The organism is Xanthomonas sp. MUS 060, assembly GCF_000963215.1.
GTDB lineage: Bacteria > Pseudomonadota > Gammaproteobacteria > Xanthomonadales > Xanthomonadaceae > Xanthomonas_A.
Genome location: NZ_JZIM01000003.1, coordinates 173,971 through 199,756, shown reverse-complemented (window position 1 = coordinate 199,756; position 25,786 = coordinate 173,971). Strand labels below are relative to the sequence as shown.

22 protein-coding genes and 1 riboswitch are annotated in these 25,786 nt (G+C 64.2%); of the genes, 9 read left to right on the top strand and 13 right to left on the bottom strand.

Annotation, left to right across the window (positions count from 1 at the left end; translation table 11 throughout):
• Positions 1 to 31: 31 nt before the first annotated feature.
• From XANALMUS060_RS05560 to XANALMUS060_RS05545, 4 genes are all read right to left on the bottom strand, one after another.
• Positions 32 to 1,402 (bottom strand): pyridoxal-phosphate dependent enzyme, encoded by a 1,371-nt coding sequence (locus XANALMUS060_RS05560; RefSeq protein ID WP_045728472.1) that lies wholly within the window; start codon positions 1,400 to 1,402, stop codon positions 32 to 34.
• Positions 1,403 to 1,581: 179 nt separating this feature from the next.
• Entirely contained in the window at positions 1,582 to 1,800 is a 219-nt protein-coding gene (locus XANALMUS060_RS05555; protein ID WP_045728473.1) for a YdcH family protein, read from the bottom strand.
• A 320-nt stretch (positions 1,801 to 2,120) separates the two neighbouring features.
• Positions 2,121 to 3,017: an OmpA family protein gene (locus XANALMUS060_RS05550; protein ID WP_045737522.1), complete on the bottom strand. Its 897-nt coding sequence runs from the start codon at positions 3,015 to 3,017 to the stop codon at positions 2,121 to 2,123.
• Entirely contained in the window at positions 3,014 to 3,364 is a 351-nt protein-coding gene (locus XANALMUS060_RS05545; RefSeq protein ID WP_045728475.1) for a DUF4398 domain-containing protein, read from the bottom strand. The genes XANALMUS060_RS05550 and XANALMUS060_RS05545 overlap by 4 nt, the downstream gene beginning before the upstream one ends.
• 148 nt (positions 3,365 to 3,512) lie before the next feature.
• Between XANALMUS060_RS05545 and XANALMUS060_RS05540 the strand changes: the two genes are divergently transcribed.
• On the top strand, positions 3,513 to 4,652 hold the full coding sequence (locus XANALMUS060_RS05540; protein ID WP_045728476.1) for a PilT/PilU family type 4a pilus ATPase: 1,140 nt from the start codon (positions 3,513 to 3,515) through the stop codon (positions 4,650 to 4,652).
• Between the two features lie 50 nt (positions 4,653 to 4,702).
• On the opposite strand, the gene maiA is transcribed toward XANALMUS060_RS05540, so the two are convergent.
• Positions 4,703 to 5,362, bottom strand: a complete 660-nt coding sequence (gene maiA, locus XANALMUS060_RS05535; RefSeq protein ID WP_045737521.1) for a maleylacetoacetate isomerase — start codon at positions 5,360 to 5,362, stop codon at positions 4,703 to 4,705.
• Between the two features lie 90 nt (positions 5,363 to 5,452).
• Positions 5,453 to 6,442: a fumarylacetoacetate hydrolase family protein gene (locus XANALMUS060_RS05530; protein WP_045737520.1), complete on the bottom strand. Its 990-nt coding sequence runs from the start codon at positions 6,440 to 6,442 to the stop codon at positions 5,453 to 5,455.
• A 346-nt stretch (positions 6,443 to 6,788) separates the two neighbouring features.
• Between XANALMUS060_RS05530 and XANALMUS060_RS05525 the strand changes: the two genes are divergently transcribed.
• The 3 genes from XANALMUS060_RS05525 (at position 6,789) to XANALMUS060_RS05515 (ending at position 9,244) form a co-directional block, all read left to right on the top strand.
• Positions 6,789 to 8,159 carry a DEAD/DEAH box helicase gene (locus XANALMUS060_RS05525; RefSeq protein WP_045737519.1) on the top strand — a complete coding sequence of 457 codons (1,371 nt, stop codon included), beginning with the start codon at positions 6,789 to 6,791 and terminating at the stop codon, positions 8,157 to 8,159.
• A gap of 145 nt (positions 8,160 to 8,304) precedes the next feature.
• Positions 8,305 to 8,667 carry a 6-carboxytetrahydropterin synthase QueD gene (gene queD, locus XANALMUS060_RS05520; RefSeq protein ID WP_045737518.1) on the top strand — a complete coding sequence of 121 codons (363 nt, stop codon included), beginning with the start codon at positions 8,305 to 8,307 and terminating at the stop codon, positions 8,665 to 8,667.
• Between the two features lie 199 nt (positions 8,668 to 8,866).
• The gene (locus XANALMUS060_RS05515; protein WP_045737599.1) at positions 8,867 to 9,244 is read left to right on the top strand and encodes a phasin family protein; all 378 of its coding nucleotides are present in this window, start codon (positions 8,867 to 8,869) and stop codon (positions 9,242 to 9,244) included.
• 206 nt (positions 9,245 to 9,450) lie between these two features.
• On the opposite strand, the gene bioD is transcribed toward XANALMUS060_RS05515, so the two are convergent.
• Positions 9,451 to 10,146 (bottom strand): dethiobiotin synthase, encoded by a 696-nt coding sequence (gene bioD, locus XANALMUS060_RS05510; RefSeq protein WP_045737598.1) that lies wholly within the window; start codon positions 10,144 to 10,146, stop codon positions 9,451 to 9,453.
• A gap of 122 nt (positions 10,147 to 10,268) precedes the next feature.
• Between bioD and XANALMUS060_RS05505 the strand changes: the two genes are divergently transcribed.
• The 3 genes from XANALMUS060_RS05505 (at position 10,269) to btuB (ending at position 13,381) form a co-directional block, all read left to right on the top strand.
• Positions 10,269 to 10,751: a GAF domain-containing protein gene (locus tag XANALMUS060_RS05505; protein WP_045737517.1), complete on the top strand. Its 483-nt coding sequence runs from the start codon at positions 10,269 to 10,271 to the stop codon at positions 10,749 to 10,751.
• 10 nt (positions 10,752 to 10,761) lie between these two features.
• The gene (locus XANALMUS060_RS05500; protein ID WP_045737516.1) at positions 10,762 to 11,151 is read left to right on the top strand and encodes a TfoX/Sxy family protein; all 390 of its coding nucleotides are present in this window, start codon (positions 10,762 to 10,764) and stop codon (positions 11,149 to 11,151) included.
• 18 nt (positions 11,152 to 11,169) lie between these two features.
• A riboswitch (cobalamin riboswitch) is annotated at positions 11,170 to 11,397 on the top strand.
• A gap of 112 nt (positions 11,398 to 11,509) precedes the next feature.
• Positions 11,510 to 13,381, top strand: coding sequence for a TonB-dependent vitamin B12 receptor (btuB, locus tag XANALMUS060_RS05495; protein ID WP_045737597.1), 1,872 nt, complete (start codon positions 11,510 to 11,512; stop codon positions 13,379 to 13,381).
• Between the two features lie 79 nt (positions 13,382 to 13,460).
• Here the strand turns inward: btuB and gph are convergent, their stop codons facing one another.
• The 6 genes from gph to queF all read right to left on the bottom strand — a co-directional run bounded on the left by gph (position 13,461) and on the right by queF (position 20,609).
• Entirely contained in the window at positions 13,461 to 14,114 is a 654-nt protein-coding gene (gene gph / locus XANALMUS060_RS05490) for a phosphoglycolate phosphatase (RefSeq protein WP_045737515.1), read from the bottom strand.
• A gap of 111 nt (positions 14,115 to 14,225) precedes the next feature.
• Positions 14,226 to 15,287 (bottom strand): DNA polymerase IV, encoded by a 1,062-nt coding sequence (gene dinB / locus XANALMUS060_RS05485; RefSeq protein WP_045737514.1) that lies wholly within the window; start codon positions 15,285 to 15,287, stop codon positions 14,226 to 14,228.
• 283 nt (positions 15,288 to 15,570) lie between these two features.
• Positions 15,571 to 17,592: a M3 family metallopeptidase gene (locus XANALMUS060_RS05480; RefSeq protein WP_045737513.1), complete on the bottom strand. Its 2,022-nt coding sequence runs from the start codon at positions 17,590 to 17,592 to the stop codon at positions 15,571 to 15,573.
• A 62-nt stretch (positions 17,593 to 17,654) separates the two neighbouring features.
• Positions 17,655 to 18,758, bottom strand: coding sequence for a PLP-dependent cysteine synthase family protein (locus XANALMUS060_RS05475; protein WP_045737512.1), 1,104 nt, complete (start codon positions 18,756 to 18,758; stop codon positions 17,655 to 17,657).
• Positions 18,759 to 19,028: 270 nt separating this feature from the next.
• Positions 19,029 to 19,508 carry a hypothetical protein gene (locus tag XANALMUS060_RS05470; RefSeq protein ID WP_045737511.1) on the bottom strand — a complete coding sequence of 160 codons (480 nt, stop codon included), beginning with the start codon at positions 19,506 to 19,508 and terminating at the stop codon, positions 19,029 to 19,031.
• Between the two features lie 282 nt (positions 19,509 to 19,790).
• Positions 19,791 to 20,609 carry an NADPH-dependent 7-cyano-7-deazaguanine reductase QueF gene (gene queF, locus XANALMUS060_RS05465; protein ID WP_045737510.1) on the bottom strand — a complete coding sequence of 273 codons (819 nt, stop codon included), beginning with the start codon at positions 20,607 to 20,609 and terminating at the stop codon, positions 19,791 to 19,793.
• A 423-nt stretch (positions 20,610 to 21,032) separates the two neighbouring features.
• On the opposite strand from queF, the gene XANALMUS060_RS05460 reads away from it, so the two are divergent.
• The gene (locus tag XANALMUS060_RS05460; protein ID WP_045737509.1) at positions 21,033 to 22,271 is read left to right on the top strand and encodes an efflux RND transporter periplasmic adaptor subunit; all 1,239 of its coding nucleotides are present in this window, start codon (positions 21,033 to 21,035) and stop codon (positions 22,269 to 22,271) included.
• 254 nt (positions 22,272 to 22,525) lie between these two features.
• Entirely contained in the window at positions 22,526 to 25,759 is a 3,234-nt protein-coding gene (locus XANALMUS060_RS05455) for an efflux RND transporter permease subunit (RefSeq protein WP_045737508.1), read from the top strand.
• The last annotated feature ends 27 nt before the right edge of the window (positions 25,760 to 25,786 follow it).

Sequence of the window (25,786 nt, the reverse complement as noted above, 5' to 3'; positions counted from 1 at the left end):
ACATGTCACAGAAGCCACACCGACGGGCGTGTCACTGCACGCGTCGACGCAGGTAGTTGAGCAGGTCGATACGGGTGATGAGGCCGAGGAAGGCGCCTTCGTTCATGACGATAGCGACCTGACCACGATCAAACACGGGCAGCAATGCTTCGATTGGCGATTTGACGTCAAGCCGGTCGAGCTTGCTGACCATCGCCGTGGACACAGGATCGCGGAACCGCGCCTCGTCACCGTACACGTGCAGCAGGACATCGCTCTCGTCGACGATGCCGACCAACTGGCTGCCCTCCATCACCGGCAACTGCGACACATCGTACAACTTCATGCGCTGGTAAGCCGTGGTCAGCAGATCCCCCGGAGCGACCACCACGGTGTCGCGCTGGCTGTACGGGCGCAGGATCAAATCGCGCAGATCGCCGTACTGCGGGCGCTCCAGGAAGCCGTTATCCAGCATCCAATAGTCGTTGTACATCTTCGACAGGTACTTGTTGCCGGTGTCGCAAACGAACACCAGCACGCGCTTGGGTTCGCTTTGCGCGCGGCAATATTTCAACGCAGCGGCCAGCAACGTCCCCGTGGAGGAGCCACCGAGGATGCCCTCCTTGGCCAGGAGTTCGCGCGCGGTGTGGAAGCTTTCCGCATCACTGATCGAATACGCCTGCTTGACCCGGCTGAAATCGGAAATCTCCGGCAGGAAGTCCTCGCCGATCCCCTCCACCAGCCAAGTAGCCGATTTCTCGCTCAGCGTGCCATGCTCGATGTACTCGGTCAGGATCGAACCAACCGGGTCGGCCAGTACCAGTTCGGTCTGCGGCGAGGCGGCGGCGAAGGCGCGGGAAAGCCCGGTCACCGTGCCGGAACTGCCACAGCCGAACACGATCGCGTCCAGCCGTCCGTCCATCTGTCGCAGGATCTCCGGGCCAGTGCCGAATTCGTGCGCGGCCGGGTTGTCGGGGTTGCCGAACTGATTGATGAAATAGGCATTGGGGGTTTCGGCGGCGATACGCGCGGCCAGATCCTGATAGTACTCGGGGTGGCCCTTGGCAACGTCGGAGCGGGTCAACACGACCTCGGCGCCCATTGCCTTGAGGTTGAAGATCTTTTCCCGGCTCATTTTGTCCGGCACCACCAGGATCAGCTTGTAGCCCTTTTGCTGGGCGACCAACGCCAGACCGATGCCGGTATTGCCCGCCGTGCCCTCAACCAGTACCGCGCCAGGACGCAGATCGCCACGCCGCTCGGCCGCTTCGATCATGGAAAGGCCGATACGATCCTTGATCGAACCGCCGGGATTGGCGCTTTCCAGCTTCAAGTACAGCTCGCATACACCGGTATCGAGCTTGCTGGCCTTGATGATCGGAGTATCGCCAATCAGGTCGAGGACGGAGGAATGAATGGCCATCGAATTCGGGGACGTCGCGCCGCGATGGCGGCTGGATCGTTGATTATCCGCGTTCGGACAGCGAAAGTCAGAAAAAAGACCAAAAAACTGTGTTCGTGGCTTCAATCAAGATGACGCGGGCGGTCGCAGGCCGACGAGGAGGCCTGCCACCGCCCGCGACAATGGAACCTGTCAGGGACTCAGTGCGGCTTCTGCTCGTACAGGCGCAGCAGCTTTTGCTTGGCCGCGAGCTTTTCCCGCTTCATCTGGGCCAAGGTGACATCGTCGATCGGCAGCACGCCGAGTTCGGCGTCCATACACTTCTTGTCTAAGGTTTTATGGCGCTGGTAAAGCTGCTTGAACTCCGGATCGGACTTGATCAACGCGTCGATTTCGGTCTGCGGTTGCCCTTCGAACATAGGAATTGCCTCCTTCATCTGAAAGCAGGAACGCCCCGACCGCGACGGCACGGTGCGTTGCCTGGGAACGGAAGCGCATAGACCGACAGCAGGCCCACCGCAACGTCCGGGACCATGGCCCCGTCGACGCCATACTGCGGTGCGTGCAACTGCATCATCGGCTTGGCTCTCCGTTTGGAACCAGGCAGCCGAAGCGCCACCTGGAACATCGACCCTACGCTTCCCCGCCGCCGTCGACAAGAGCGACCGATGCAGGATTCTGCATTCCGTTGTTCAGCACTCAGGCCCAGAGAAAAAACACGTTAAACAGGCACGTCCGCTCAAGGTGCAATCACCACCTCGGCGGCACGCACCTTGGTCGCCGGGCCCTTCTTGCCCACTGCCTGCAAACGGCCGGCATCAATCCCCCCCTTGACCAAGGCGTCGCGCAGCGCATCGGCGCGCTTCTGCGCCATCCCGGCATCGGCGTCGTAGGCCTCGATCCGAACCCGCCCCTTGGCGCCGATCTGCAGATATTGCGCCAGGGCCTTGGCTTGGCTCACGGCATCGGCCGACAACCCCGCCTTACCAGCGCCAAAGCTGGCCCCGGTGAAGGTGAACACCTCGCCACGCCCCTCGAAGCGCGAGGCCGGCAGCTTGGCCCCGGCCACCAGTTCAGCCTCCTCGCGGGCCAGCTTGGCCGATTTCTGCTGCACGGCGCTGAGCTTGGCGGTCTGCTGCCCGGCGACGCTGGTCAGCGCCTGCTCCGCATCCTGCCGCGCCTGCTGCTCGGCCTCGGCGGCCTGGCGCAGGCTCTGGGTCTCCTCGGCCTGGATCTGCGCCTGCACCCGCAGGCGTTCGGCTTCCTGACGCGCACGCGCCGCCTCGCGGCGGCTAGCCTCGATCAACAGGTCGCCGCGGGTTTTCTCCAATTGGTCGACCTGACGCCGCGTCAGCTCCGCACGCGCCATGGTCTCGGCGATCTCGACCCGACGCTCGGCCAGGTAACGCGCCTCGTCGCGCTCGTTGCGCTTGGCATTGGCGAACGCGGCAAGCGCTTGCTGCGCCTGCAAACGTTCATAGGCGGCGACGCCGGCAGTGAGCGGATCGGCCTGCAACGCCACCAGACGCTGATTCAACACTGCCAGCTCCGGATCGTCGGCAGCCACGGCAATCAGCGGCGTCAGCAGCAGCACCAGCGCGGCCGAGCACCATCCCCCTGTCAAACGACGGCTCATGGATGTGCCTCCCCGGTACCGAGCGTGTGTTCCAGTTGCGCCACTTCCGCCTGACGCTGCTTGAGCTGAGCATTGGCCACCGCCTCCTCGCTGCGCGCACGCGCCAGGTCGGCATCGGCCGCCACGCGCAGCGCCAACTGTGGCGCAATCTTGCGCTGACGGCGGTCCGACACCGCCCGCTGCGCCTGCTCCAGGCCCTGGCGGGCACTGGCGATCAGGTCCGGGGCGTACTGATCGGCATCGGCCTGGATTGCGCGCTGAACCGCCTGCTGCGCCGCCATCAATTCGGGCGAGGCGACTTGAGCGAAGACAGTGGGTACAGCAAAAAGCGCCAGGACGCCCGCCATTACATACTGCTGACAAGAGAAGTGTGCGAAGCTAGTTTTCATTAAGGGGGGCCGTGGACGGAGACGTCAATCGCGGCTATTGTCTGAAGCCTGTGACACGCTTGCAACTTGCAACAGGCGGCACAGGATTTTTTGGGAATTATTGCGCATGGATATCGGCTACTTTCTGAAGCTGATGACCGAAAAGAACGCCTCGGACATGTTCCTGACAACAGGAGCACCGATCTATATCAAGATCGAAGGCAAATTGTATCCGCTGGGCGCCACTGGCCTGCCACCGGGCATGGTCAAAAAAATCGCCTACTCGCTGATGGACGAGGGACAGGTACCTCAGTTCGAACGCGATCTGGAACTCAATATGGCCGTCGCCGTACAGGACGCAGGACGCTTCCGCGTCAACGCGTTCAAGCAGCGTGGCGAGGTCGGCATGGTGATCCGGGCCATTCGCAGCAAGATTCCCAGCATCGAGGAGCTGCACCTGCCGCAGGTCCTCAAGGACGTCATCATGACCCCGCGCGGGTTGGTCCTGGTGGTTGGCTCGACCGGCTCGGGCAAGTCCACCTCGCTGGCATCGATGATCGATTTCCGCAACAGCACCACCACCGGGCATATCCTCACCATCGAGGACCCGATCGAGTACCTGCACAAACACAAACTGTCCATCGTCAATCAGCGCGAGGTCGGCCTTGACACCCATGCCTTCCAGAACGCGTTGAAGAATGCGATGCGCGAAGCGCCGGATGTGATCCTGATCGGCGAAATTCTGGACGCTGAGACGATGGAGGCGGCCATCGCCTTCGCCGAGACCGGCCACCTGTGCCTGGCGACCTTACACTCCAACAACGCCGACCAGACGATCGAACGCATTCTCAATTTCTTCCCCGAGAGCGCGCATAAGAACGTACTGATGAACCTGTCGCTGAATCTACGCGCCGTGATCTCGCAACGGCTGGTCAAGGACAAAGAGGGGCGTCGTCGCCCCGCCTCGGAAGTGCTGCTGAACACCCCGATGATTCGCGATCTCCTGCGCCGCGGCCAGGTCCACGAGATCAAGCAGGCGATGGAGGAGTCGCTTGAAGAAGGGATGGAGACCTTCGATCAGTGCTTGTTCCGGATGGTCAAGGAGGACAAGATCGATCAGGAAGCGGCACTGCGCGCGGCCGACTCGCGCGACGGCCTGGCACTGAAATTCCGCCTGTCCGAGGGAAGCAGCGGCGAGCACAATCCCTACGCCGACTACGAAAACGACACCGACGCCTCGTCGCAGATCACACACGGCTTCATCTGAACCTCGGCCATAGCCGGCCGACGCCACGCAACGGCGCCAACCAGACGCACTCAGCCTTGCGCGTCCGGCTGGCGCTCCGGCCGGGCGGCGTCGAAAGCCGGCAGCGCAAGGCATGCGCGCTCGATCCGTTGCAGCGTGGGATAAGCCTGCATATCGACCCCAAAGCGACGCGCATTGTAGAGCTGCGGCACCAGACAGCAGTCAGCCAGCCCAGGTTGCTCGCCGTGGCAGAAGGTACCGGTGTCGGTCGACTCGGCGAGCAACTGTTCCAACGCATCGAATCCGCACGTGATCCAGTGCCGTGTCCATTCTTCGCGCTCGGGCTGCGGCACATTCCACCCGCGCTCGAAGAACTGGCTCACGCGCAGGTTATTGAGCGGATGGATATCGCAGGCGATTAGTTGCGCCAACCCGCGCACGCGTGCACGGTCGATCGGCGCATCGGGCAACAGCGGCGGCTCCGGCCAGCGTTCATCCAGGTATTCCAGGATCGCCAGCGACTGACGGATCGGCTGACCATCGTGGCACAGCGTCGGCACCAGCTCCTGCGGGTTAAGCCGCGCATATTCCGGGCAATGCTGCTGGCCGCCATCGCGCAACAGATGAACCGGCAGCGTCTGGTAGCTCAGCCGTTTGAGTTGCAACCCGATGCGCACCCGGTAAGCGGCACTGGAACGCCAGTAGGTGTAAAGCTGCAATGCCTCTTCCATGTCCACCCTTCATCTGCACAAGCGACAACGATACCGATGCACACGCTCGCCGCGACGCCACCGGTCGCCCGGACAGCGCCGCTGGCCGGCTCAGGGCCGCGGGGCCTGCTGGATGCGCTGCTGGATCGCACCGAAGATGCTGGCGCCGCCACGATCCAGCATCTCGATCCGCACAATGTCACCGAAGGACATATAGGGTGTGCTTGGCTTGCCATCGCGCAAGGTTTCCACGGTGCGCCGCTCGGCCAGACAGGACGCGCCGCGCGTCGTGTCGTGGTTGGCGATGGTGCCCGAACCGATCACCGTGCCAGCCGACAACGGCCGGGTCCTGGCCGCATGCGCGAGAAGTTGAGCGAAGTCGAATTGCATGTCCTCACCGGCTTCCGGCGCACCGAACCAGTCGCCGTTGATATGCGTCACCAGCGGCAGGTGGACTTTGCTGTCGCGCCAGGCCTCACCCAGTTCATCCGGGGTGACGAACACCGGCGACAGCGCCGAGCGCGGCTTGGACTGCACAAAACCAAAGCCCTTGGCCAACTCGGGCGGGATCAGATTGCGCAGCGAAATATCGTTGACCAGACCGATCAACTGGATGTGCGTGGCGGCTTGCGCCACATCCACCGCCATCGGCACATCATCGGTCACCACCACGATCTCCGCCTCCAGATCGATGCCGTGCTCCTCGCTGATGACCTTGACCGCATCGCGCGGACCATAGAAACCTGCACTCACCGCTTGGTACATCAGCGGATCGGTGTAGAAGCTGTCCGGCACCTCGGCACCACGCGCGCGCCGCACCCGCTCCACGTGCGGCAGATACGCGCTGCCGTCGAGGAACTCGTAGGCGCGGGGCAGCGGCGCGGCCAGCGCCACCATGTCCAGATCGAACTGCCCATCGGCGCTGCCAGCATTGAGCGATTCGGACAACGCGTTCAGGCGCGGGGCCAGCGTGCTCCAGTCCTCCAGCGCACGTTGCAGGGTCGGGGAGATGCCGATGGCGCGCACCGCACGGGCGAGGTCGCGCGATACGACGATCAAGGTGCCGTCACGACCGCCTTCCTTTAGTGAACCTAGCTTCATGTCCGTCCATTGCGGGGGCTAATCAGCAAAGTATACGACCAGAAGCCCAATTGGTTTCACGGGAAACTTAAACCACATTTTGTGCGTCACGCCAATTCAGGGTATGCTACGTCAGTCTGCATGCGGTCGTCCGTTTCCCTCAAGGACCGCCGGCGAGGCCAGGATCATCCAATCCGCTCGCCCGCTCCACCCGACGCCTTTCGTGGTGCCGACAAACCCGAGCCTTGCGCTCCGGGTTGATCCACACCATCTCGCAGCGCGGTTCACGGGAACGCTCCGAGCCTCACCTACTTGCGTCTGCGCGCCGGGCTGGTCCCGGCGTCGACGTGTGACCTGGAGCATCCTGATGTCGTTTGAATCCCTGGGCCTTGCGCCCTTCCTGCTGCGTGCGCTGGCCGAGCAGGGCTATGAAACCCCCACCCCGATCCAGTCGCAGGCGATTCCTGTGGCACTGCAGGGCCACGACCTGATGGCCGGCGCGCAGACCGGCACCGGCAAAACCGCCGCGTTCGGCCTGCCGCTGCTGCAACATCTGGGCACCTCGCCGCAGACGGTGGGCGCTGGCCCACGCAAGCCGCGCGCACTGATCCTGACCCCGACCCGCGAACTGGCCACCCAGGTCCACGACAGCCTGCGCGGCTACAGCAAGTATCTGCGCATTCCCAGCGCCACCATCTACGGCGGCGTGGGCATGGGCAACCAGCTCGACATGCTGCGTCGGGGCGTGGACCTGCTGATCGCCTGCCCGGGTCGCCTGCTCGACCATCTCGAACGCCGCAGCGTGGATCTATCCGGCATCGAGATCCTGGTCCTGGACGAGGCCGACCGCATGCTCGACATGGGTTTCCTGCCGTCGATCAAACGCATCTTGACCAAGCTGCCCAAGCAGAACCGCCAGACCCTGTTGTTCTCGGCCACCTTCGAAGAGGGCATCAAGCAGTTGGCCCGCGAGTTCATGCACAACCCGCAGGAAATCCAGGCCACTCCAAGCAACACCGTCGCCGACACCATCACCCACCGCGTGCATCCGGTCGATGGCGCGCGCAAGCGCGAACTGCTACTGCACCTACTGGCGGCCGACTCGCGCAAGCAGACGCTGGTGTTCGCACGCACCAAGCACGGCGCAGACAAGCTGACTACGTTCCTGGACAAGTCCGGAATCAAGGCGGCGGCGATCCACGGCAACAAGAGCCAGGGTCAGCGTCTGCGCGCGCTGGGCGACTTCAAATCCAACAGGATCACCGTCCTGGTGGCAACCGACATTGCCGCGCGTGGCATCGACATCGACCAGTTGCCGCAAGTCATCAACTACGACCTGCCGATGGTCGCCGAGGACTACGTGCACCGCATCGGCCGTACCGGCCGCAACGGCGCCCAAGGCGAGGCAGTCTCGCTGGTGGCGCAGGACGAAGCCAAGCTGCTGCGCGCGATTGCACGCCTGCTCAAGCGCGACATGGACATTCGCGACGTGCCGGGTTTCGAGCCAGCCACACCAATCCGTTGGGGCAACAACAACCCGCCGGACGAGCGTCCGGGCGGCAATCGTCCACCGCGCCGCGGCAGCCATGCACGACGCGGACACGGCGATGCGCCGTCGCACGCGCACGCGGGCAGCAAGAAGCCCGGCGGCCACCACGCCGACGGTGCCCGCCGCCAGGGCCAGGGACGCCGTCAGGGCAATGGCGGCAACCGTCCACCCAGCAGCGCTCCGCACTGAGCCAGGGCACAGCCTGCCAACCAGCGCAGGCGTCACCAGAAACGCCGCCCTTCGGGGCGGCATGCGGCTCGCATCTCCATGGCATCAGCCAGGTCGCCGCATATCACGCCACCGGCATCGCACTTTCTCCCCGTAAAATGTGCCGATGGACATCTTCAAAGTTTTCACCCTAGAAGCGGCGCACCGCCTGCCCAACGTGCCAGCAGGTCACAAATGTGCGCGCCTGCACGGGCATTCGTTCCGTGTCGAATTGCACGTCAGTGGAGAGCCAGATCCCGAGACGGGCTGGGTCATGGATTTCGGCGACATCAAGTCCGCGTTCCTGCCGCTCTACGAGCAACTCGACCACCACTACCTCAACGACATCGAGGGCCTGGAGAATCCGACCAGCGAGCGTCTGGCCGTGTGGATCTGGGAGCGGCTCAAGCCCGTCCTGCCCATCCTCAGCGAAGTGGTGGTGCACGAGACCTGTACCTCCGGCTGCCGCTATCGCGGCCCTACGGCCTGAGTCCAACGCGTCCCCGCATACCTCTGGCCCGTGACCGCATTCCGAACGCCATCCAGAGCGATCGACGCCGATTCAACTCATTGATATTTAATGGAGTTAAACAAATCCTGAGCGGCTTCAGAAAAATCATGTTGCAATGCAGCAGAGTCGGTGTATTTTGCACTGCACCAACCAATCAGCATTCCAACGGAGTTGCATGATGTCCGCCCAATTCAACGACCAGTTCAGCAGCTATACCCAGCAGTTCGCCGCTACCGCAGCACGCGCTAATCGTCTGGCTCTGGAAGGAGCAGAAGGCGTGTTCAGCGTGCAGCTTAAAACCTTCGAGAAGAACGTCTCGGCCACCGCCAGCTTCCTCAGCGAACTGACCGAAGCGCGCGATCTTGGCAGCATCCAGGCGTTGTGGCCGAGGGGCTTGCAGTTGGCACGCGACAGCTTCGAGCGTCTGGCTACAGCCAACCAGGAAGTGTTCGGTCTCGGCCTGAAGACCTCCGAAGCCATCGGCCAGTTGGCAAAGCATCAGTTCGAAACGGCCACCGAACACGCCGTGCCGAAGCCGAAAACCAACGGCAAGTAATCTTTCGCTCTACGTCGCTGCGGCCATGCCGCGCGGCGCACCCGATGGTCTGCATGGGTCCCTCCCCCCATGCAACCTCAGGCCCGGTGGATCCCTCCCTCCACCGGGCTTTTTTATGCGCCGGATTCAGCCCCTCTCTGGCACGGGCACCACCCGGCTGCAAGTCCAGCGTGTTCGTCACCACCCGATTGCGCGACGACGCGACCTCACCCCGGCACCGTCTGCTCGCCGGACCACGGCTGTAGGAACGTTGTCAGTTGTTCGGCCTGCGGTTGCGGCCGATACGGCAGACGCCCCCAGCACGGCATCGGCAGCCGTTCGCGCAGCATCGCCATGTTGTCGTCGATACGCTCCATCGCCGGGTCGATCTCGTTGCCGATCCAGCCGATGCACTGCAGGCCATCGGCGGCAATCGCCGCAGCGCTCAGTCGGGCGTGATTGAGACAGCCCAAGCGCAGACCGACCACCAACACCACCGGCAACCCCAGTGCGCGCGCCAGATCGGCCTGATCCAGCGTCGCCGATAGCGGCGCCGCCCAGCCACCGACGCCTTCCACCACCACCACGTCCGCCAAGGCACGCAAGCGGGCAAAAGCAGCGGTAATCGGCTCCAATGACAGCTGCACGCCGGCATCGGCGGCGGCCAGTTCCGGCGCCAACGGCAATGGCAAGGCGTAGGGATTGAGGTCGTGATACGTCGGGCACGGCACACTGGCCGCCTGCAGCGCCAACGCATCTTCGTTGCGCCAACCGTCGGCGTGACGCGCGCAGCCGCTGGCGACCGGCTTCATGCCGACCGTGCGCTGACCACGCGCACGCAAGGCATGCAGCAGCGCAGTGCTGGCGATTGTCTTACCGATGCCCGTATCGGTGCCGGTCACGTAGAAGGCGGGAAAACGCATGACGAAAGCCTGTGGATTGACCGGCAAAACGCGCGGCGGCGCGCAGGATAGCCGGCAACGCAGCCGGCGTCAGCCCTGCGACGGCGACTTGCCGAGGCAGGTCGCGCTGCTAGACTCGGCGGATGTTCGCGTCCTCCTCGCTCACCGGCAGCAAGCCGGAACAGTACGCCCAGTTACTCGCTCAGGCGCGTGCGCTGGTCGCCGGCGAACCCGATCGCATCGCCAATGCCGCCAATCTGGCAGCGCTGGTGTACCACGCGTTGCCACGACTGAACTGGGTCGGTTTCTACCTCTACGATGGCAAGGAGCTGGTGGTCGGGCCGTTCCAGGGCCTGCCGGCGTGCGTGCGCATTCCATTGCACAAGGGCGTGTGCGGGGCTGCCGCCAGCAGCGGGCAAACTCAGCGCATCGACGATGTGGAAGCGTTCCCCGGGCACATCGCCTGCGATGCGGCCTCGCGCTCGGAACTGGTCGTGCCGCTGCTACGCCATGGCACTCTGATCGGCGTGTTCGATCTGGATAGCCCAGACTTGGCCCGCTTCGACGCCGACGACCAATGCGGCCTGGAAGCCATCGCACAAGTCTTCGTCGACAGCCTGCGATAAGCACGTCGCGATGCGTCCGACCAAGCTGCGCAACATCGGCCCCAAGAGCACCGCCTGGCTGCGTCAGGTGGGCGTGCACACATTCCAGGATCTGGCGGCGATCGGTGCGATTGGCGCCTTCCTCAGGGTCAAGCGTGCCGGCTTCAAACCCACCCTCAACCTGCTGTACTCGCTGGAAGGCGCCTTGCGCGACTGCCATTGGCAGGAACTGCCCGCAGCACGGCGCACACAGTTGCTGAGCGAACTGGAAACCGCCACAAGCGCATTGCCGGCCGACCACGGCCGCCCAATGGCCGCGCCGGTGGCGACCACCCGCTTCGCTCACGACGACGATGCCCACGACAGCACGGCGCACGACGAGGACCCCACATGCCAGGCTGGCACCAGCGGGATCGACTGAACCGCGCCACAATGGCGTACAATCGGGCCGCTTCAAGGTAACCCGCTGGCTCCGGCCCGCAGGTTGAAACAGGAAGCCGGTGCGTCTTGCGACAACACCGGCGCTGTTCTCGCCACGGTAAGCGATCCGCGCTGACGACCCGTCCCGACGACGACCCGCACCGCTGTGCCATGGCATGGCCAAGCGTCGCAGCCGGGAGGTTCGCCATCGCCAGCCCGCAGACCGTCCTTGCAGTTCACTGGTTGCGATGCGGGGGGCGTCGCGCGTGCCGCGCCGTGTTTGGCGCTGTCCGCTTGCCCCTCCCATTCGCGACTCCCTTGCTGTCACAGCGCGCGCTCGCGTGCCGGAGTTGCTGCCCATGTCGTCCCACTTGCTTTCGGTCGCGGTCGTGTCCGCCCTGTTCCTACCTGCGCTGGCGCTTGCGGCCGATGCCGCCAACGATCTCGATCAGGTCCTGGTCACCGCCACCCGCACCCAGATCGCAGTGGAAGACAGCGTGGTGCCGGCACAGGTCATCGACCGCGCCGAGATCGAACGCAGCCAGGCCGATTCGCTGGCGCAGTTGCTGCAGGGGCGTGCCGGCATTGGCATCTCCAACCAGGGCGGGCTGGGCAAGTTGACCACCCTGAACCTGCGCGGCAGCGAATCCGACCACGTGCTGGTGCTGGTGGACGGCGTGCGCATCGGCTCGGCGAGCGCCGGCCTGGCCGCATTCCAGGACTTGCCGCTGAGCCAGATCGAACGCATCGAGATCGTGCGCGGCCCGCGTTCGAGCCTGTACGGCTCCGACGCCATCGGTGGCGTCATCCAGATTTTCACTCGCCACGCCGGCCAGGGCTTCCAGCAGAACCTGAGCCTGGGCGGCGGCAGCGATGGCCTGCGCGAAGCCAGCGCCGGCTTCAGCAACCGTGGCACGCGCGGCTGGCTCGCCGTACAAAGCGGCTACCAAAAGACCACCGGCATCAACGCCTGCAACGGCTCGGCCACGCTGTTCGCGGGCTGCTTCGTCGACCAGCCCGACCGCGATGGCTACCGTAACGTCTCGCTGAGCGCACGCGGTGGCTACGCGCTGAGCGAGACGCTGCGAGTCACGGGTCAGGCGCTGAACATCGACAGCCGCAATGAATACGATGGCGACCCGGTATACGCCGGCAACGAGGCCGACAACACCCAGCAGGTGTTCGGCGGCACTGTGGACTGGACGCCATCCGAGCGCCTGCACCTGAGCACGCAACTCGGCCGCAATGTCGACGATGCCCACAGTTACTACCGCGCCCCGGGCAGCCGCACGCGCGATTTCATCAGCACCTTCGACAGCCGCCGCGATACCGCGGCGGCGCAGGGCGACATCACCCTGAGCGAAGGCCACCTGCTCAGCGTCGGCAGCGACTGGCAGCGCGAACACGTGACCAGCACCACCGCCTTCGACATCGACAGCCGCCGCAACACCGGCGTGTTCGCCGAATACCTGGGCCATTTCGGCGCACAACAGCTACAAGCCAGCGTGCGCAGCGACGACAACCAACAGTTTGGCGAACACACCACCGGCAGCCTCGGCTGGGGCCTGGGCCTGGGCGGCGGGGTCAAACTCACCGCCAGCATCGGCACCGGCTTCAAGGCGCCGACCTTCAACGACCTGTATTTCCCCTTCGCCGGCAATCCAGCATTGAAACCGGAGAAGTCCAAGAGCGGCAATCTGGGCGTGGCGCAGTACGCCGACACCTGGAACTGGACCTTCAACGCCTACGAGACCCGCGTCGAGGACCTGATTTCCTACGACGCCGCCACCTTCCTGCCGGTGAACGTGGACAAGGCACGCATCCGCGGTGCCGAGCTGACCGGTGATGCGATGCTGGCCGGCTGGGAACTATCGGCGCAACTGAGCCATACCGATCCACGCAATCGCAGCGACAGCGACAACCGCGACAACTGGCTGGCGCGGCGCGCGCAGAATACCGGCAGACTGGATGTGGATCGTGGCGTCGGGCCGATCAAATTCGGCATCACCGCATTCGGCAGCGGTCACCGCTACGACGACGCGGCCAACCAGGTGCGCCTGAGCGGCTACGGCACGGTCGATCTGCGCGTGGAATACGCCTTCGCGCCGGACTGGACACTGCAGGCCAAGGCCAGCAACGTGTTCGACCGCAGCTACCAGACCGTGAATTGGTACAACCAACTGGGCCGCGAGTACGGCCTGACCCTGCGCTACGCGCCAGCGACACACTGAGCGCTCACCACGCGCTGCGTCGCATGCCGCAGCGCGCGCCGCGACTGAGCGAGATGGGCATGCGCTCGAACCTCACGGTTCAGCGCAAGCGCAATAATTCGCGCACGTCGTCCATCAACAGCACGACATCGGCCGTGGCTAGATCCAAGTCGCGCCGATAGCCATAGCGCACCAACGCCACAGGCATGCCGGCGGCATGCGCCGCCTGCACATCGGTGGCGGAATCGCCCACCATCAGGCAGCGCGACGGCGGCTGCGCGAACTGTCGCGCCAGGTGCAGTAACGGTGCCGGGCTGGGCTTGCGCTCGGACAGGCTATCGCCGCCGAGCACCGCCGCAAACGTATCGGCCAGGCCGAGATGACCCAGCAACGGCGACACCAAGGCAACCGGCTTGTTGGTGCACAGCGCTAGCGTGATGCCGGCTGCGCGCAACTGCGCCAGCGCCTCGACCACGCCCGGATACAAACACGGACTGCGCAACAGACAGTCCGCGTAGTGACGCATGAAAACCGGCATCACCGCATCGATCGGCGTGGCATCGCGCGCGTGCCGCCATGCACGCTCGACCAACGTGCGCACACCTTCGCCGATCCAGCCGAGCACACTGGCCTCAGGCACGCGCGTCAGGCCGAACGCGCTCAGCGTGCGATTGAGTGCTTCGGCGATGTCGGCACCGCTGTCCACCAAGGTGCCGTCCAGATCGAACACCACCACTGCATAAGGAAACGTCATCTCGTTGCTGTGCTCGCGAGGAAGGCAGGCATTGTAGGCGTGGCCATGTTGCGACCGACACTCACCTGTGCATCGGCAGCCGGGTGACGTGCGATGCACCGCACGCCCAGATCAGGCAAACAACTGCCCCTGCGTCTGCCCCGGCTCACGCTCATGGAAACCGGATAGTCCCACTCCCACCAGGCGATAGCGCGTGGATGCGGGCAAGTCCACACGCTCGCGCAGCGCCAGCGCGATATCGATCAGCGACTGCAACGACTCTGGCGGCTGCTCCGGAGTAAAACTGCGGGTGAGAATACGAAACTGCGCGGTCTTGAGTTTCAGCACGACGGTGCGGGCGACACGGTCGGTGCGACGGGTGGCGTTCCAGGTTTTTTCCGCCAGGCGCCGGATCGCCGGCGCCAGCGCCTCAAGAGGCAGATCTTCGGCGAAGGTGTCCTCGGAAGAGATCGATTGCACCGGCTGGTCCGATTCCACAGCACGCTCGTCGATGCCACGCGCACGCTGGTACAAGCGCAGGCCGAAACTGCCGAAACGCGCTTCCAATTCCGCTTCGCTGCAACCACGCAGGTCGCCAACGGTGACGATCCCCAGCACCGCCAACTTGCTCTGCATGACCTTGCCCACGCCCGGCACCTTGTTCACCGGCAGCGGGGTCAGGAACGCTTCCACGCGATGCGGTTGAATCACGAACTGACCATCGGGCTTACGCCAGTCAGAGGCGATCTTGGCCAGGAATTTGTTCGGCGCAATGCCCGCCGAGGCCGTCAATGCGGTTTCCTCGCGAATCTGTGCGCGGATGGTCTGGGCGATCTCGGTGGCGGCGGCAGGCCCGCCCTTGGGCGTGGTCACGTCCAGATATGCCTCGTCCAGCGACAGCGGCTCGATCAGATCGGTATGCCGCTGGAAGATCTCCCGCACCTGGCGCGACACCGCCTTGTAGCGGGCGAAATCCGGCGGCACGAAAATCGCATCCGGACATAACCGTTCTGCACGCAGCGCCGGCATCGCCGAACGCACACCGAATACGCGGGCTTCGTAGGATGCGGCGCACACCACCGAGCGCATGCCGCGCCACGCCACCACCACCGGCTTGCCACGCAATGCGGGATCGTCACGCTGCTCCACGGACGCGTAGAACGCATCCATGTCCACGTGAATGATCTTGCGCATCGGCCCTACACCCTCCCCCTACGGATGGTGGCGGCATGATGCGCGCAAGCACCGCACATGGAGGAGGACTGCATCACTCGATCCACCACAGCCCAACCCGAAGGCTGCTGGCGGACACGATGCGAAAGCTGCGCCGTCTTTCTTCCGATTCGCGGCAGACCTCGCCACGCCTGCCGCTGCCTCCACGTTCCCACACCGCCAGCGGCAATGGCCAGCATCAGGAACGAACGCCGCAGCAACACGTCGGCGTGGCGATGACATGCCTGCGAAGCGAACGCCGCACTCAGCCCGCCATCCCGTTGTGCCGCAGCAGCGCATCCAGTTCTGGCGCACGGCCGCGAAACGCGGTGAAGTTCTCCAGCGCCGGGCGACTGCCGCCACGCGCCAGAATCTCGCGCAAAAAGCGCGCACCGATCGCCGCCAACTGATCCGGCGCCTCCTCGAACGCGGCATAGGCATCGGCGCTGAGTACTTCGGCCCATTTGTAGCTGTAATACCCCGCCGCATAACCGCCAGCGAAGATATGGCTGAAGTGATGCGGGAAACGATTCCAGGCCGGCGGCCGATTCACCGCCACCGCATCGCGCACGCGCTCGAGCAGTTGCAGCACGCCGGCCGCATCGACGGGAGCACTGTTGTGCAACTGCATGTCGAACAACGCAAATTCCAACTGGCGCACGGCAAACATACCGCTCTGGTAATTCTTTGCCGCCAACATCTTGTCGAACAGCACACGCGGCAGCGCTGCGCCGCTATCCACGTGCGCGCTCATCGCCTGTACCCGCGACCATTCCCAGCAGAAGTTCTCCATGAACTGGCTGGGGAGCTCCACGGCATCCCACTCCACGCCGTTGATACCGGCAACGCTCAGTTCGCCAACCTGGGTCAGCAACTGGTGCAAGCCATGCCCCATCTCATGAAAAAGAGTGACAACCTCGTTGTGAGTGAACGTCGCCGGCTTACCGTCGCTGCCGCGACCGAAATTGCATACCAGATACACCAACGGCGTCTGCACACCATCGGCGCGATCGCGACGGTTACGGCCATCGTCCATCCAGGCGCCGCCGCGCTTGCCTTCGCGCGCGTACAGGTCCAGATAGAACTGACCAACCAAACGCCCCTGCGCATCGCTGATGCGGAAAAAGCGCACATCCGAATGCCACAGCGGCGCGCTGTCGGCTTCCACACGCAAGCCGTAGAGGTCATGGATGACGCCGAACAAGCCTTCCAACACCTTCGGCTCGGTGAAATAGCGTTTCACTTCCTGCTCGGAAAAACTGTAGCGCGCCTGCTTGAGCTGCTCACTGGCATAGGCCAGATCCCAAGCCTCCAGCGTCTCCAGCCCCAGGTGCTCGCGTGCGAAGGCTTCCAGCTCGGCACGGTCGCGCTGTGCGTAGGGCTTGGCGCGCGCAGCGAGATCGTGCAGGAATCCCAGCACGTCCTCCGGCGTGCGCGCCATCTTGGTCGCCAGCGAGTACTCGGCATAGCTGGCGAACCCCAGCAGAGCGGCCAGTTCACTGCGCAAGGCCAGGATGCGGGCAATCGCCGCACTGTTATCCAGCGCCGGATCGCCTAACTCCGAGGCACGGATCGCATTGGCTCGGTACAAGGTCTCGCGCAATGCGCGATCTTCAGCGTACATCTGCACCGGCAGATAGCACGGCATCTGCAAGGTCAGTTTCCAGCCCGACACATCGTCCTGCGCCGCAGCCGCGCGCGCGGCCATGACGAGCTCTTCGGGCAAGCCAGCCAGGCGTGCCGGATCCTCGATCAGTAACGACCAGGCATCGGTCGCATCGAGCACATGCTCCGAGAACGTGGCCGAGAGCGCGGACAATTCCTCCTGGATCGCCGCGAAGCGTTGCTTATCGGCCTCGCCCAGTTCCGCGCCGCCCAAGCGGAAATCACGCAACGCGTTGTCCAGCACCTTGCGCTGTGCCGGATCCAGTTCGGCGGCTGGCGCATCCGCCAGCACGCGGTACTGCGCGAACAGCGCCAGGTTCTGCCCTAGCGCACTGGAAAAGCGCGTCACCTTGGGCAGATTGGCGTTATAGGCCTCGCGCAACGACGGCGTGTTGACCACGGCCTGCAAGTGGGTCACTACACCCCAGGCCCGTGACAGACGCTCGGTGGCATCGTCCAGCGGCGTCACGAAGGTATCCCAGCGCAGCGGTGCGATCCGCTCGGCCGCGGCGACCGCCGCTTCGGCTTGCGCCAGCAGCGTATCGATCGCCGGGGCGATGTGCTCGGGCTGGATTGCATCGAAACGCGGCAGCCCGGAAAAATCGAGCAGAGGATTGGTCATCGCAGAACTCTCGGTAGTGGAGGAAGGACCGGCGACGCCAGCCGTAACCATGGAGATGGCGGTCATTCCAGCGCAGCACAAGGCAGTGACGGCAGATCCCCGCCCGCCACGGCAACGGCCAGTTGCGCATCGGCGCCTTCGACATCGATGCCTTGCTGCAGATACCACTCCGGCCGGTAATAGCTATGCACGTAACGCTCGCCGCTATCGCACAGGATGGTGACGATGGAGCCCCGACGGCCCTGCGCACGCATGCGCATGGCCGCCTGCAGCACACCGACGAAATTGGTGCCGGTGGAACCGCCCACGCGCCGCCCCAAACGCGCACTGACATAACGCATCGCCGCCAGACTCAGCGCATCGGGCACTTTGATCATGGCATCGACGCAACTGGGGATAAAGCTCGGCTCCCCTCGCGGACGCCCAATGCCTTCAATGCGCGAGCCGTTGTTACTGGTCAGGCCAGCATAATCACGCCCAGCCAACGCCTCGCAGTAACTATCGAAGAACAGCGACACCTCTGGATCTGCGCACAGAATAAGCGTGGGGTGGCGACGGTAGCGCACGTAACGGCCGAGCGTGGCGGCGGTACCGCCGGTACCGGGGCTGCACACGATCCATTCCGGCACCGGGTAAGGCTCCTCCTGCATTTGCCGGAAAATCGATTCGGCAATGTTGTTATTGGCGCGCCAATCGGTGGCGCGCTCGGCATAGAGAAACTGGTCCATGAAGTGGCCATCTATCTCGCGCGCCAGTTGCACCGATTCGGCGTGTAGGTCGCAAGCGCGCCCGACCAGGTGGCACCTTCCGCCCTGGAATTCGATCGCGGCAATTTTCTCCGGCGACGTCGCCGCCGGCATCACCGCAATGAACGGCAACCCCAGCAGACGGGCAAAATAGGCTTCGGAGACTGCGGTGGAACCACTGGATGCCTCGATCACCGGCCGCCCCTCGCGCAACCAGCCGTTCGTCAGCGCGTACAGGAACAACGAGCGCGCAAGACGGTGCTTGAGGCTGCCGGTAGGGTGGCTGGATTCGTCCTTGAAATAAAAGTCGATACCTGGAAAACCGGGCAAGTCCAGCGGAATCAGATGCGTGTCGGCCGAACGATTGAAATCGGCTTCGATCGTATGAATGGCATTGGCAACCCAAGCGCGCTGCGTCATGGCAATGTAAAAGCGGAAAGACAGCGCCCACGATACACGCCCGTCGGCATGTCCGGATGCCTCCCCCCCAGCGGCGTCGCTCGGCATACTGAACCTCCTCGCTCACAAGGTGCGAAGTCGCCGCCACGCGGCACATCCGGCAACCCTGTGATGCCTGGCTACAGCGGGAGAGCGAGTCCACTCCGTCCAAGTGCATGACCGCCCTGCGATCCAGGGGCAACCGCGCTCGTCGCGGTCCGAGCGGACGCCGCCATCGCACCGCGCGCGCCCTCAACCTTGGAAGTGCAACGTCGTCTCCGTCGCTGCCAGCGTCCGGCGCGGCGGGCGCAAGGCACCCAGCGTTACGACCAGATCGCGATAGCTGCGTGCGAGTTGCTCGAACAGTTCCGCATCGCTGGCACGCGTCTCGGCGACCGCATGGTAAGCACCGCGACCAAGATCGATGAAGTAATCCACGCTGACCCGACGCCGCGCCGCCAGGCCGGGAAATAACCCGGCGATCAACAGACAGCTATCGCCAACCTCACGCAACGCATCGGCACGGGCACCACCGACCTGCTCCTGCGCATGCAGCCAGGCCAACGCCTGAGTGCGCGCCAGTAACTGTGCATCGCGCTGGTAGCGCAACAGCACGAACACCAGATAGTGCTCGCGCGACACATCCAAAGGCCGTCCCAATCGCTGAGCGGCCTCTTGTACCAACGCCTGCCATAGCGCGGCCGGCGCCCCCTGTCTGAAAGACTCGTGCATACGTCCTCCTGCGTGCTGGGAACCCTCGCAGATAGCTTATGCATCACCTGGGCCAAAGCATTAGCAGCCGACACAATTGACTGCCAACCACGTCAGGCAGCTCGAAACACCGCCAGCAACGCTTAGACCCGATTTCCCAATGAAACACGCCACCCCCGTGCGACCAGATTAGAGTCGCAAGCGCCTCGAAACGATCCACGCCGCCATTTACAAGTAAGCAACCGATGACGAGCGCCCGCCATGCGTACCTGACGATGGCGAGGCCGCCGTATCACCCCGGACTTATTGACGCTGATCGCGCAGGAACGTCAATGGCGCGACGATGTCAAGCGTGGCCCGCCAGGGATTGATATCCAAACCGCCACGCCGGGTATAGCGCGCTTCGACCTGCAACGACTGCGGATGGCATCGGCGCATGATGTCGTGAAAAATGCGCTCGACGCATTGCTCGTGGAAGCCGGCATGCTCGCGAAAGCTGACGAGGTAGCGCAGCAGGCCCGCACGATCGATGCGTCCACCGCGATAATACAAGTGCAGCGAGGCCCAGTCCGGTTGGCCGGTGACCGGGCAATTGGACTTGAGCAGAGCGCTGGTAAGGGTTTCTTCGACTACGTCGTGCGCAGTGGCGGACAAAAATTCCGGATGCGGCGGGCCGTAATTGTCGATGGCGATGTCCAGGGTATCGATCGACTCGCCTGCGCCGACCGTCTCCAATGGCGGCAGACCGAATTCCATGATCACATCGGCGCCGGCGCGTGCCGACAGGTCGATGACGATGCAACTGCGCAGCGCTTCTGCACTATTGAAGCGCACCGCGTTGAGCGAATTGAGGTACAGCTTGAGCGACTTGGATTCGATCAAAGACGACGAAGTGCAAGGCACCTGCAGCGTCGCGGTGGCGACGCACGGCTTGCCCCGCGCATCCAACCAACTCAGTTCGTAGACATGCCAGCGGTCCAGACCGAAAAACGGCAGGGCCCCGACATCAATGCCGATCTCAGTGCGCGCAGCAGCACGCGGAATGGGAAACAACAGCGCCGGATCGTACTTGGCGGGATAGACGACCTCACGGCCGAGACTGGAATCCTGGGGGGTATTCATATGGTGCAGTGTAATCGGCACGATCTGGCTTGCGGATGTACACGCCCCCAGTTTTAGCTGAAACACCATGGCGACAGCCATACACTGCGCGCAAAAGCCACAGTGAGAACGGGGCGAGCACCGGCAGACGCCCGGGATGGCGATCCACAGAGCGAAGGGAATAAGGCGTTCAGGCAAGGTAGTGCATTGGCCGCAGGCTCGGAACGACCAATGATTGGCGGCGCGACGGAAAAACCCTTGCCAATCCGTGTCAACCGATGCCGTACAGATGCGTTTCCGCAGCCATTGACCGACGTGACAGGCATCGGCGATCTATCCCTTAAGTCATGGTCCAATCGAAACACAGCGACGATATGCTTGGACTATCTCATCAACCACTGCCGAGGCGGCTCCCGCCTTGCTTTCCCAAAGGAGTTTCCTCGGATGTCGCGTTTCTGGAAGATTGTGCTGCTGATCCTTACAGCAGTAGTTGTCGTGATGGTGGGATCGCGTGTGCTGCACGGCGGCTTGCATCGCGGCACGGACATGGATGCTGCAGACACCGACAAAGCGCCGGTCCCGGTGACGGTGGTCGCCGCGACCCATCAGGCGGTGCCGATCTACGCCACCGCCACCGGCACGGTCACCGCACTGAGTACCGTCACCGTGAATCCACAGGTCGGCGGCCAACTGTTGAGTATCAATTTCCGCGAGGGCCAGGAAGTGAAAAAGGGCGACCTGCTGGCGCGGATCGATCCGCGTTCGCTGCAAGCCAGCTACGATCAAGCTGCGGCGAGCAAACGCCAGAACCAGGCACTGCTCGCCACCGCACGCTCCACGTTCCAGCGCTCCGACACGCCCGCCTACCGCCAGTACGTGGCCAAGACCGACCTGGATACGCAACGCAATCAGGTGGCCCAGTATGAAGCGGCGGTCGCGGCCAACGACGCGCAAATGCGCGCGGCGCAGGTGCAGTTGCAGTACACCCGCATCCTGGCCCCTAGCGATGGCCTCACCGGCCTGCGCGGTGTGGACGTGGGCAACATCGTCACCACCAGCAGCAACATCGTCACCATCACCCAGGTCCACCCGATCTATGTGACGTTCAACCTGCCCGAACGGCAGTTGCAGGAATTACGCCAGGCGCAGGCCGCCGGTCCACTGCAAATGGCGGCGCTGGACCGCACCGATGCCCACGTCATTGCCGACGATGGCCATGTCGATGTCATCGACAACCAGATCAGCCCCGACACCGGCACGTTCAAGGTCCGCGCCCAGTTCCCCAATACCGACCGGGCACTGTGGCCGGGACAGTTCGTCAATGTGCGACTGACCCTGCGCACCATGCCTGACGCCGTGGTGGTGCCGACGCAGGCGGTGCAGCGCGGCCCCAACGGCGACTACGTGTACGTGGTGCAGGGCGACAACACGGTCAAGATGCAGACAGTGTTGCAAGGCGCGGAAGTGGGCGACACCCAGGTACAGCTCGCTCAAGGCCTCAAGGCCGGTGAGCGCGTCGTCACCGAAGGGCAGTTCCGGCTCAAGCCGGGCACCAGGGTCAACGCGCTCAAGCCCGGCGAAGCCCCACCTGCGCCGACCGAGGCCGAGCTGAAGGCCGCCGAGGAAAAGCAAAAACGCAGGGAAGCCAACGGTGGTGGCGGACGTCGCGGCGGGCCGCACTGAGTGAGCACGTCCCACACCTGCCTCCCCGGCCGTCAACGCCCGTGCAGCGCATCCGCGGGCCATGGCATGCGACTGGCCGCGTGCCTCTGGCGCAGGCGCTCGTGCGCATGAACACCGGCATCATCGCCACCGCTTCCAGCCCTCCATGCACCTGCCTGGGCATGACATCGGGCTGGGCCAGGTAACGCGAGACGCCACCGTTTTTCCCGCTGCCGGCACAGCCGCGGCGGACCTCCACCAGCAAGGATCACACCGTGGGCTTTTCGACGCTCTTCATCCGCCGCCCAATCGCCACCACCTTGCTGATGGCAGGGGTGCTGCTGCTCGGCATCCTCGGCTACAGGCAATTGCCGGTGTCGGCGCTGCCGGAAATCGACGCACCCAGTTTGGTGGTGACCACGCAGTACCCCGGTGCCAACGCCAGCACCATGGCCTCACTGGTCACCACGCCGCTGGAACGCCAGCTCGGGCAGATTTCCGGTCTGCAGATGATGACGTCCGACTCGTCGGCCGGGTTGTCCACGATCGTGTTGCAGTTCTCGATGAACCGCAACATCGACATCGCCGCACAGGACGTGCAAGCGGCGATTCGCCAGTCCATCCTGCCCCCCTCGCTGCCCTACCAGCCGGTCTACAACCGGGTGAACCCGGCCGATGCGGCGGTCATCACGCTCAAGCTCAGTTCCGACACGCTGACGCTACGCGATGTGAACAACTACGCCGACTCCATCCTGGCCCAGCGGCTGTCGCAGGTGCCCGGCGTGGGCCTGGTGTCGATCGCAGGCAATGTCCGTCCGGCGGTGCGTATCCAGGTCAACCCAGCGCAACTGTCGAACATGGGCCTGACCATGGAAGCGCTGCGCAGCGCACTGACCCAGACCAACGTCAACGCGCCGAAAGGATCGTTGAACGGCAAGACCCAGTCCTACAGCATCGGCACCAACGACCAATTGTCCAGTGCCGCCGAATACAACGACACCGTCATCAGCTACCGCAACGGCGCGCCGGTACGTTTGTCGGACGTGGCCAAGGTGGTGGACGGCGTGGAAAACGACCAGCTTGCCGCCTGGGCCGACGGCAAGCCGGCCGTGCTGCTGGAAATTCGCCGCCAGCCCGGCGCCAATATCGTGCAGACCGTGGAGCAGATCCGCGCGATCCTGCCACAGTTGCGCAATGTGCTACCGAGCGGCGTGCATCTGGACGTGTTCTCCGACCGCACCGAAACCATCCGCGCCTCGGTGCACGAGGTCAAGTTCACCCTGATCCTGACCATCGGTCTGGTCGTGGCGGTGATCTTCGTGTTCCTGCGCCGGCTGTGGGCCACCATCATCCCGTCGGTGGCGGTGCCGCTGTCGCTGGCCGGCACCTTCGCGGTGATGGCCTTCGCCGGGATGTCGTTGGACAACCTGTCGCTGATGGCGCTGGTGGTGGCGACTGGCTTCGTGGTCGACGATGCGATCGTGATGATCGAAAACATCGTCCGCTACATCGAACAGGGCAAGAGCGGGCGCGAGGCGGCGGAAATCGGCGCACGCCAGATCGGCTTCACCGTGCTGTCACTCACCGTGTCGCTGGTGGCGGTGTTCCTGCCGCTGATCCTGATGCCCGGTGTCACCGGCCGACTGTTCCACGAGTTCGCCTGGGTGCTGAGCATCGCGGTGGTGATCTCGATGCTGGTGTCGCTGACGCTGACGCCGATGATGTGCGCGTACCTGCTCAAACCCGATGCCTTACCCGAAGGCGAAGACGCGCACGAACGCGCGGCGGCGGCCGGTAAAACCACGCTGTGGACGCGAACCGTGGCGCTGTACGAACGCAGCCTGGACTGGGTCCTTGGCCATCAAAAGTTCACCTTGCTGGTGGCGCTGGCGACCATGGTCCTGACCGTGCTGCTGTACGTGACGATCCCCAAAGGTCTGTTGCCCGAGCAAGATACCGGGCTGATCACCGGCGTGGTGCAGGCCGACCAAAACGTCGCGTTCCCGCAGATGCAACAACGCACCCAGGCCGTGGCTGAGGCGCTGCGCCGCGATCCGGCCGTGACCGGCGTGGCGGCATTCATCGGTGCCGGCTCGATGAACCCCACCCTCAATCAAGGCCAACTCAGTATCGTGCTGAAGCCGCGCAACGCGCGCGTCAGCCTGGAAGAACTGCTGCCACGGCTGCAACGGGCGGCAGCGGGACTGCCGGGTGTCGCGCTGTACTTGAAACCCGTGCAGGACGTGACCCTGGACACCCGCGTGGCCGCCACCGAATACCAGTTCTCGCTGTCGGACGTGGACAGCGCCGAACTGGCGACCCAGGCCACGCGCCTGACTGCCGCGCTGCGCAAGCGGCCGGAACTGGCCGACGTGGACAACAACCTGGCCAATCAAGGCCGCGCGTTGGAACTGACGGTGGACCGCGATAAGGCCAGCACGCTCGGCGTACCGATGCAGACCATCGACGACACCCTCTACGACGCATTCGGCCAGCGCCAGATCTCCACCATCTTCACCCAACTCAACCAATACCGGGTGGTACTGGAGGTGGCGCCGGAGTTCCGCACCAGCACCGCGCTCCTGAACCAATTGGCTGTTGCCAGCAACGGCAGCGGCGCGCTGACCGCCAGCAACGCCACCAGCTTCGGCCAGACGACGTCGAGCAACTCTTCCACCGCCACCGGCATCGGCGCGCAGAACATCGGCATCGCCGTCGGCGCCGGCGGCACCGTGCCGTTGGCGGCGCTGGCCGACGCCAAGCTGGCGACCACGCCGCTGGTGGTCAGCCACCAGCAACAACTTCCGGCCGTGACGCTATCGTTCAATCTGGCACCAGGCTACTCGCTGTCACAGGCGGTGTCGGCGATCGAGCAGACCCAGGCGCAGTTGCAATTGCCGCAGCAAGTACATGCCGAATTCATCGGCAAGGCCGCCGAATTCACCGGCAGCCAGACCGATGTGGTGTGGCTGCTGCTGGCCTCGGTGGTGCTGATCTACATCGTGCTCGGTGTCCTCTACGAGAGCTACATCCATCCGCTGACAATCATTTCCACGCTGCCGCCGGCGGGCGTGGGCGCACTGCTGGCACTGATGCTGTGCGGACTGAGCCTGTCGGTGGACGGCATCGTCGGCATCGTGCTGCTGATCGGCATTGTCAAAAAGAACGCGATCATGATGATCGACTTCGCGATCGACGCACGCCACGACGGCGCCAACGCGCACGACGCGATCCGCCGCGCCTGTCTGCTGCGCTTCCGCCCGATCATGATGACCACCGCCGCGGCGATGCTCGGCGCGCTACCGCTGGCGTTGGGCAACGGCATCGGCTCGGAACTGCGCCGGCCATTGGGTCTGGCCATCGTCGGCGGCCTGCTGCTGTCGCAGTTGGTCACGCTCTACACCACGCCGGTGATTTACCTGTACATGGAGCGCGCCGCCGAACGCCTGCGCGCCTATCGCGCACGGCGCGCAGCGCAGGCTGGCGCGGTCGCGGGGGAACAGGCATGAGTTCGGCTGCCACCGGCAGGAGCTCGG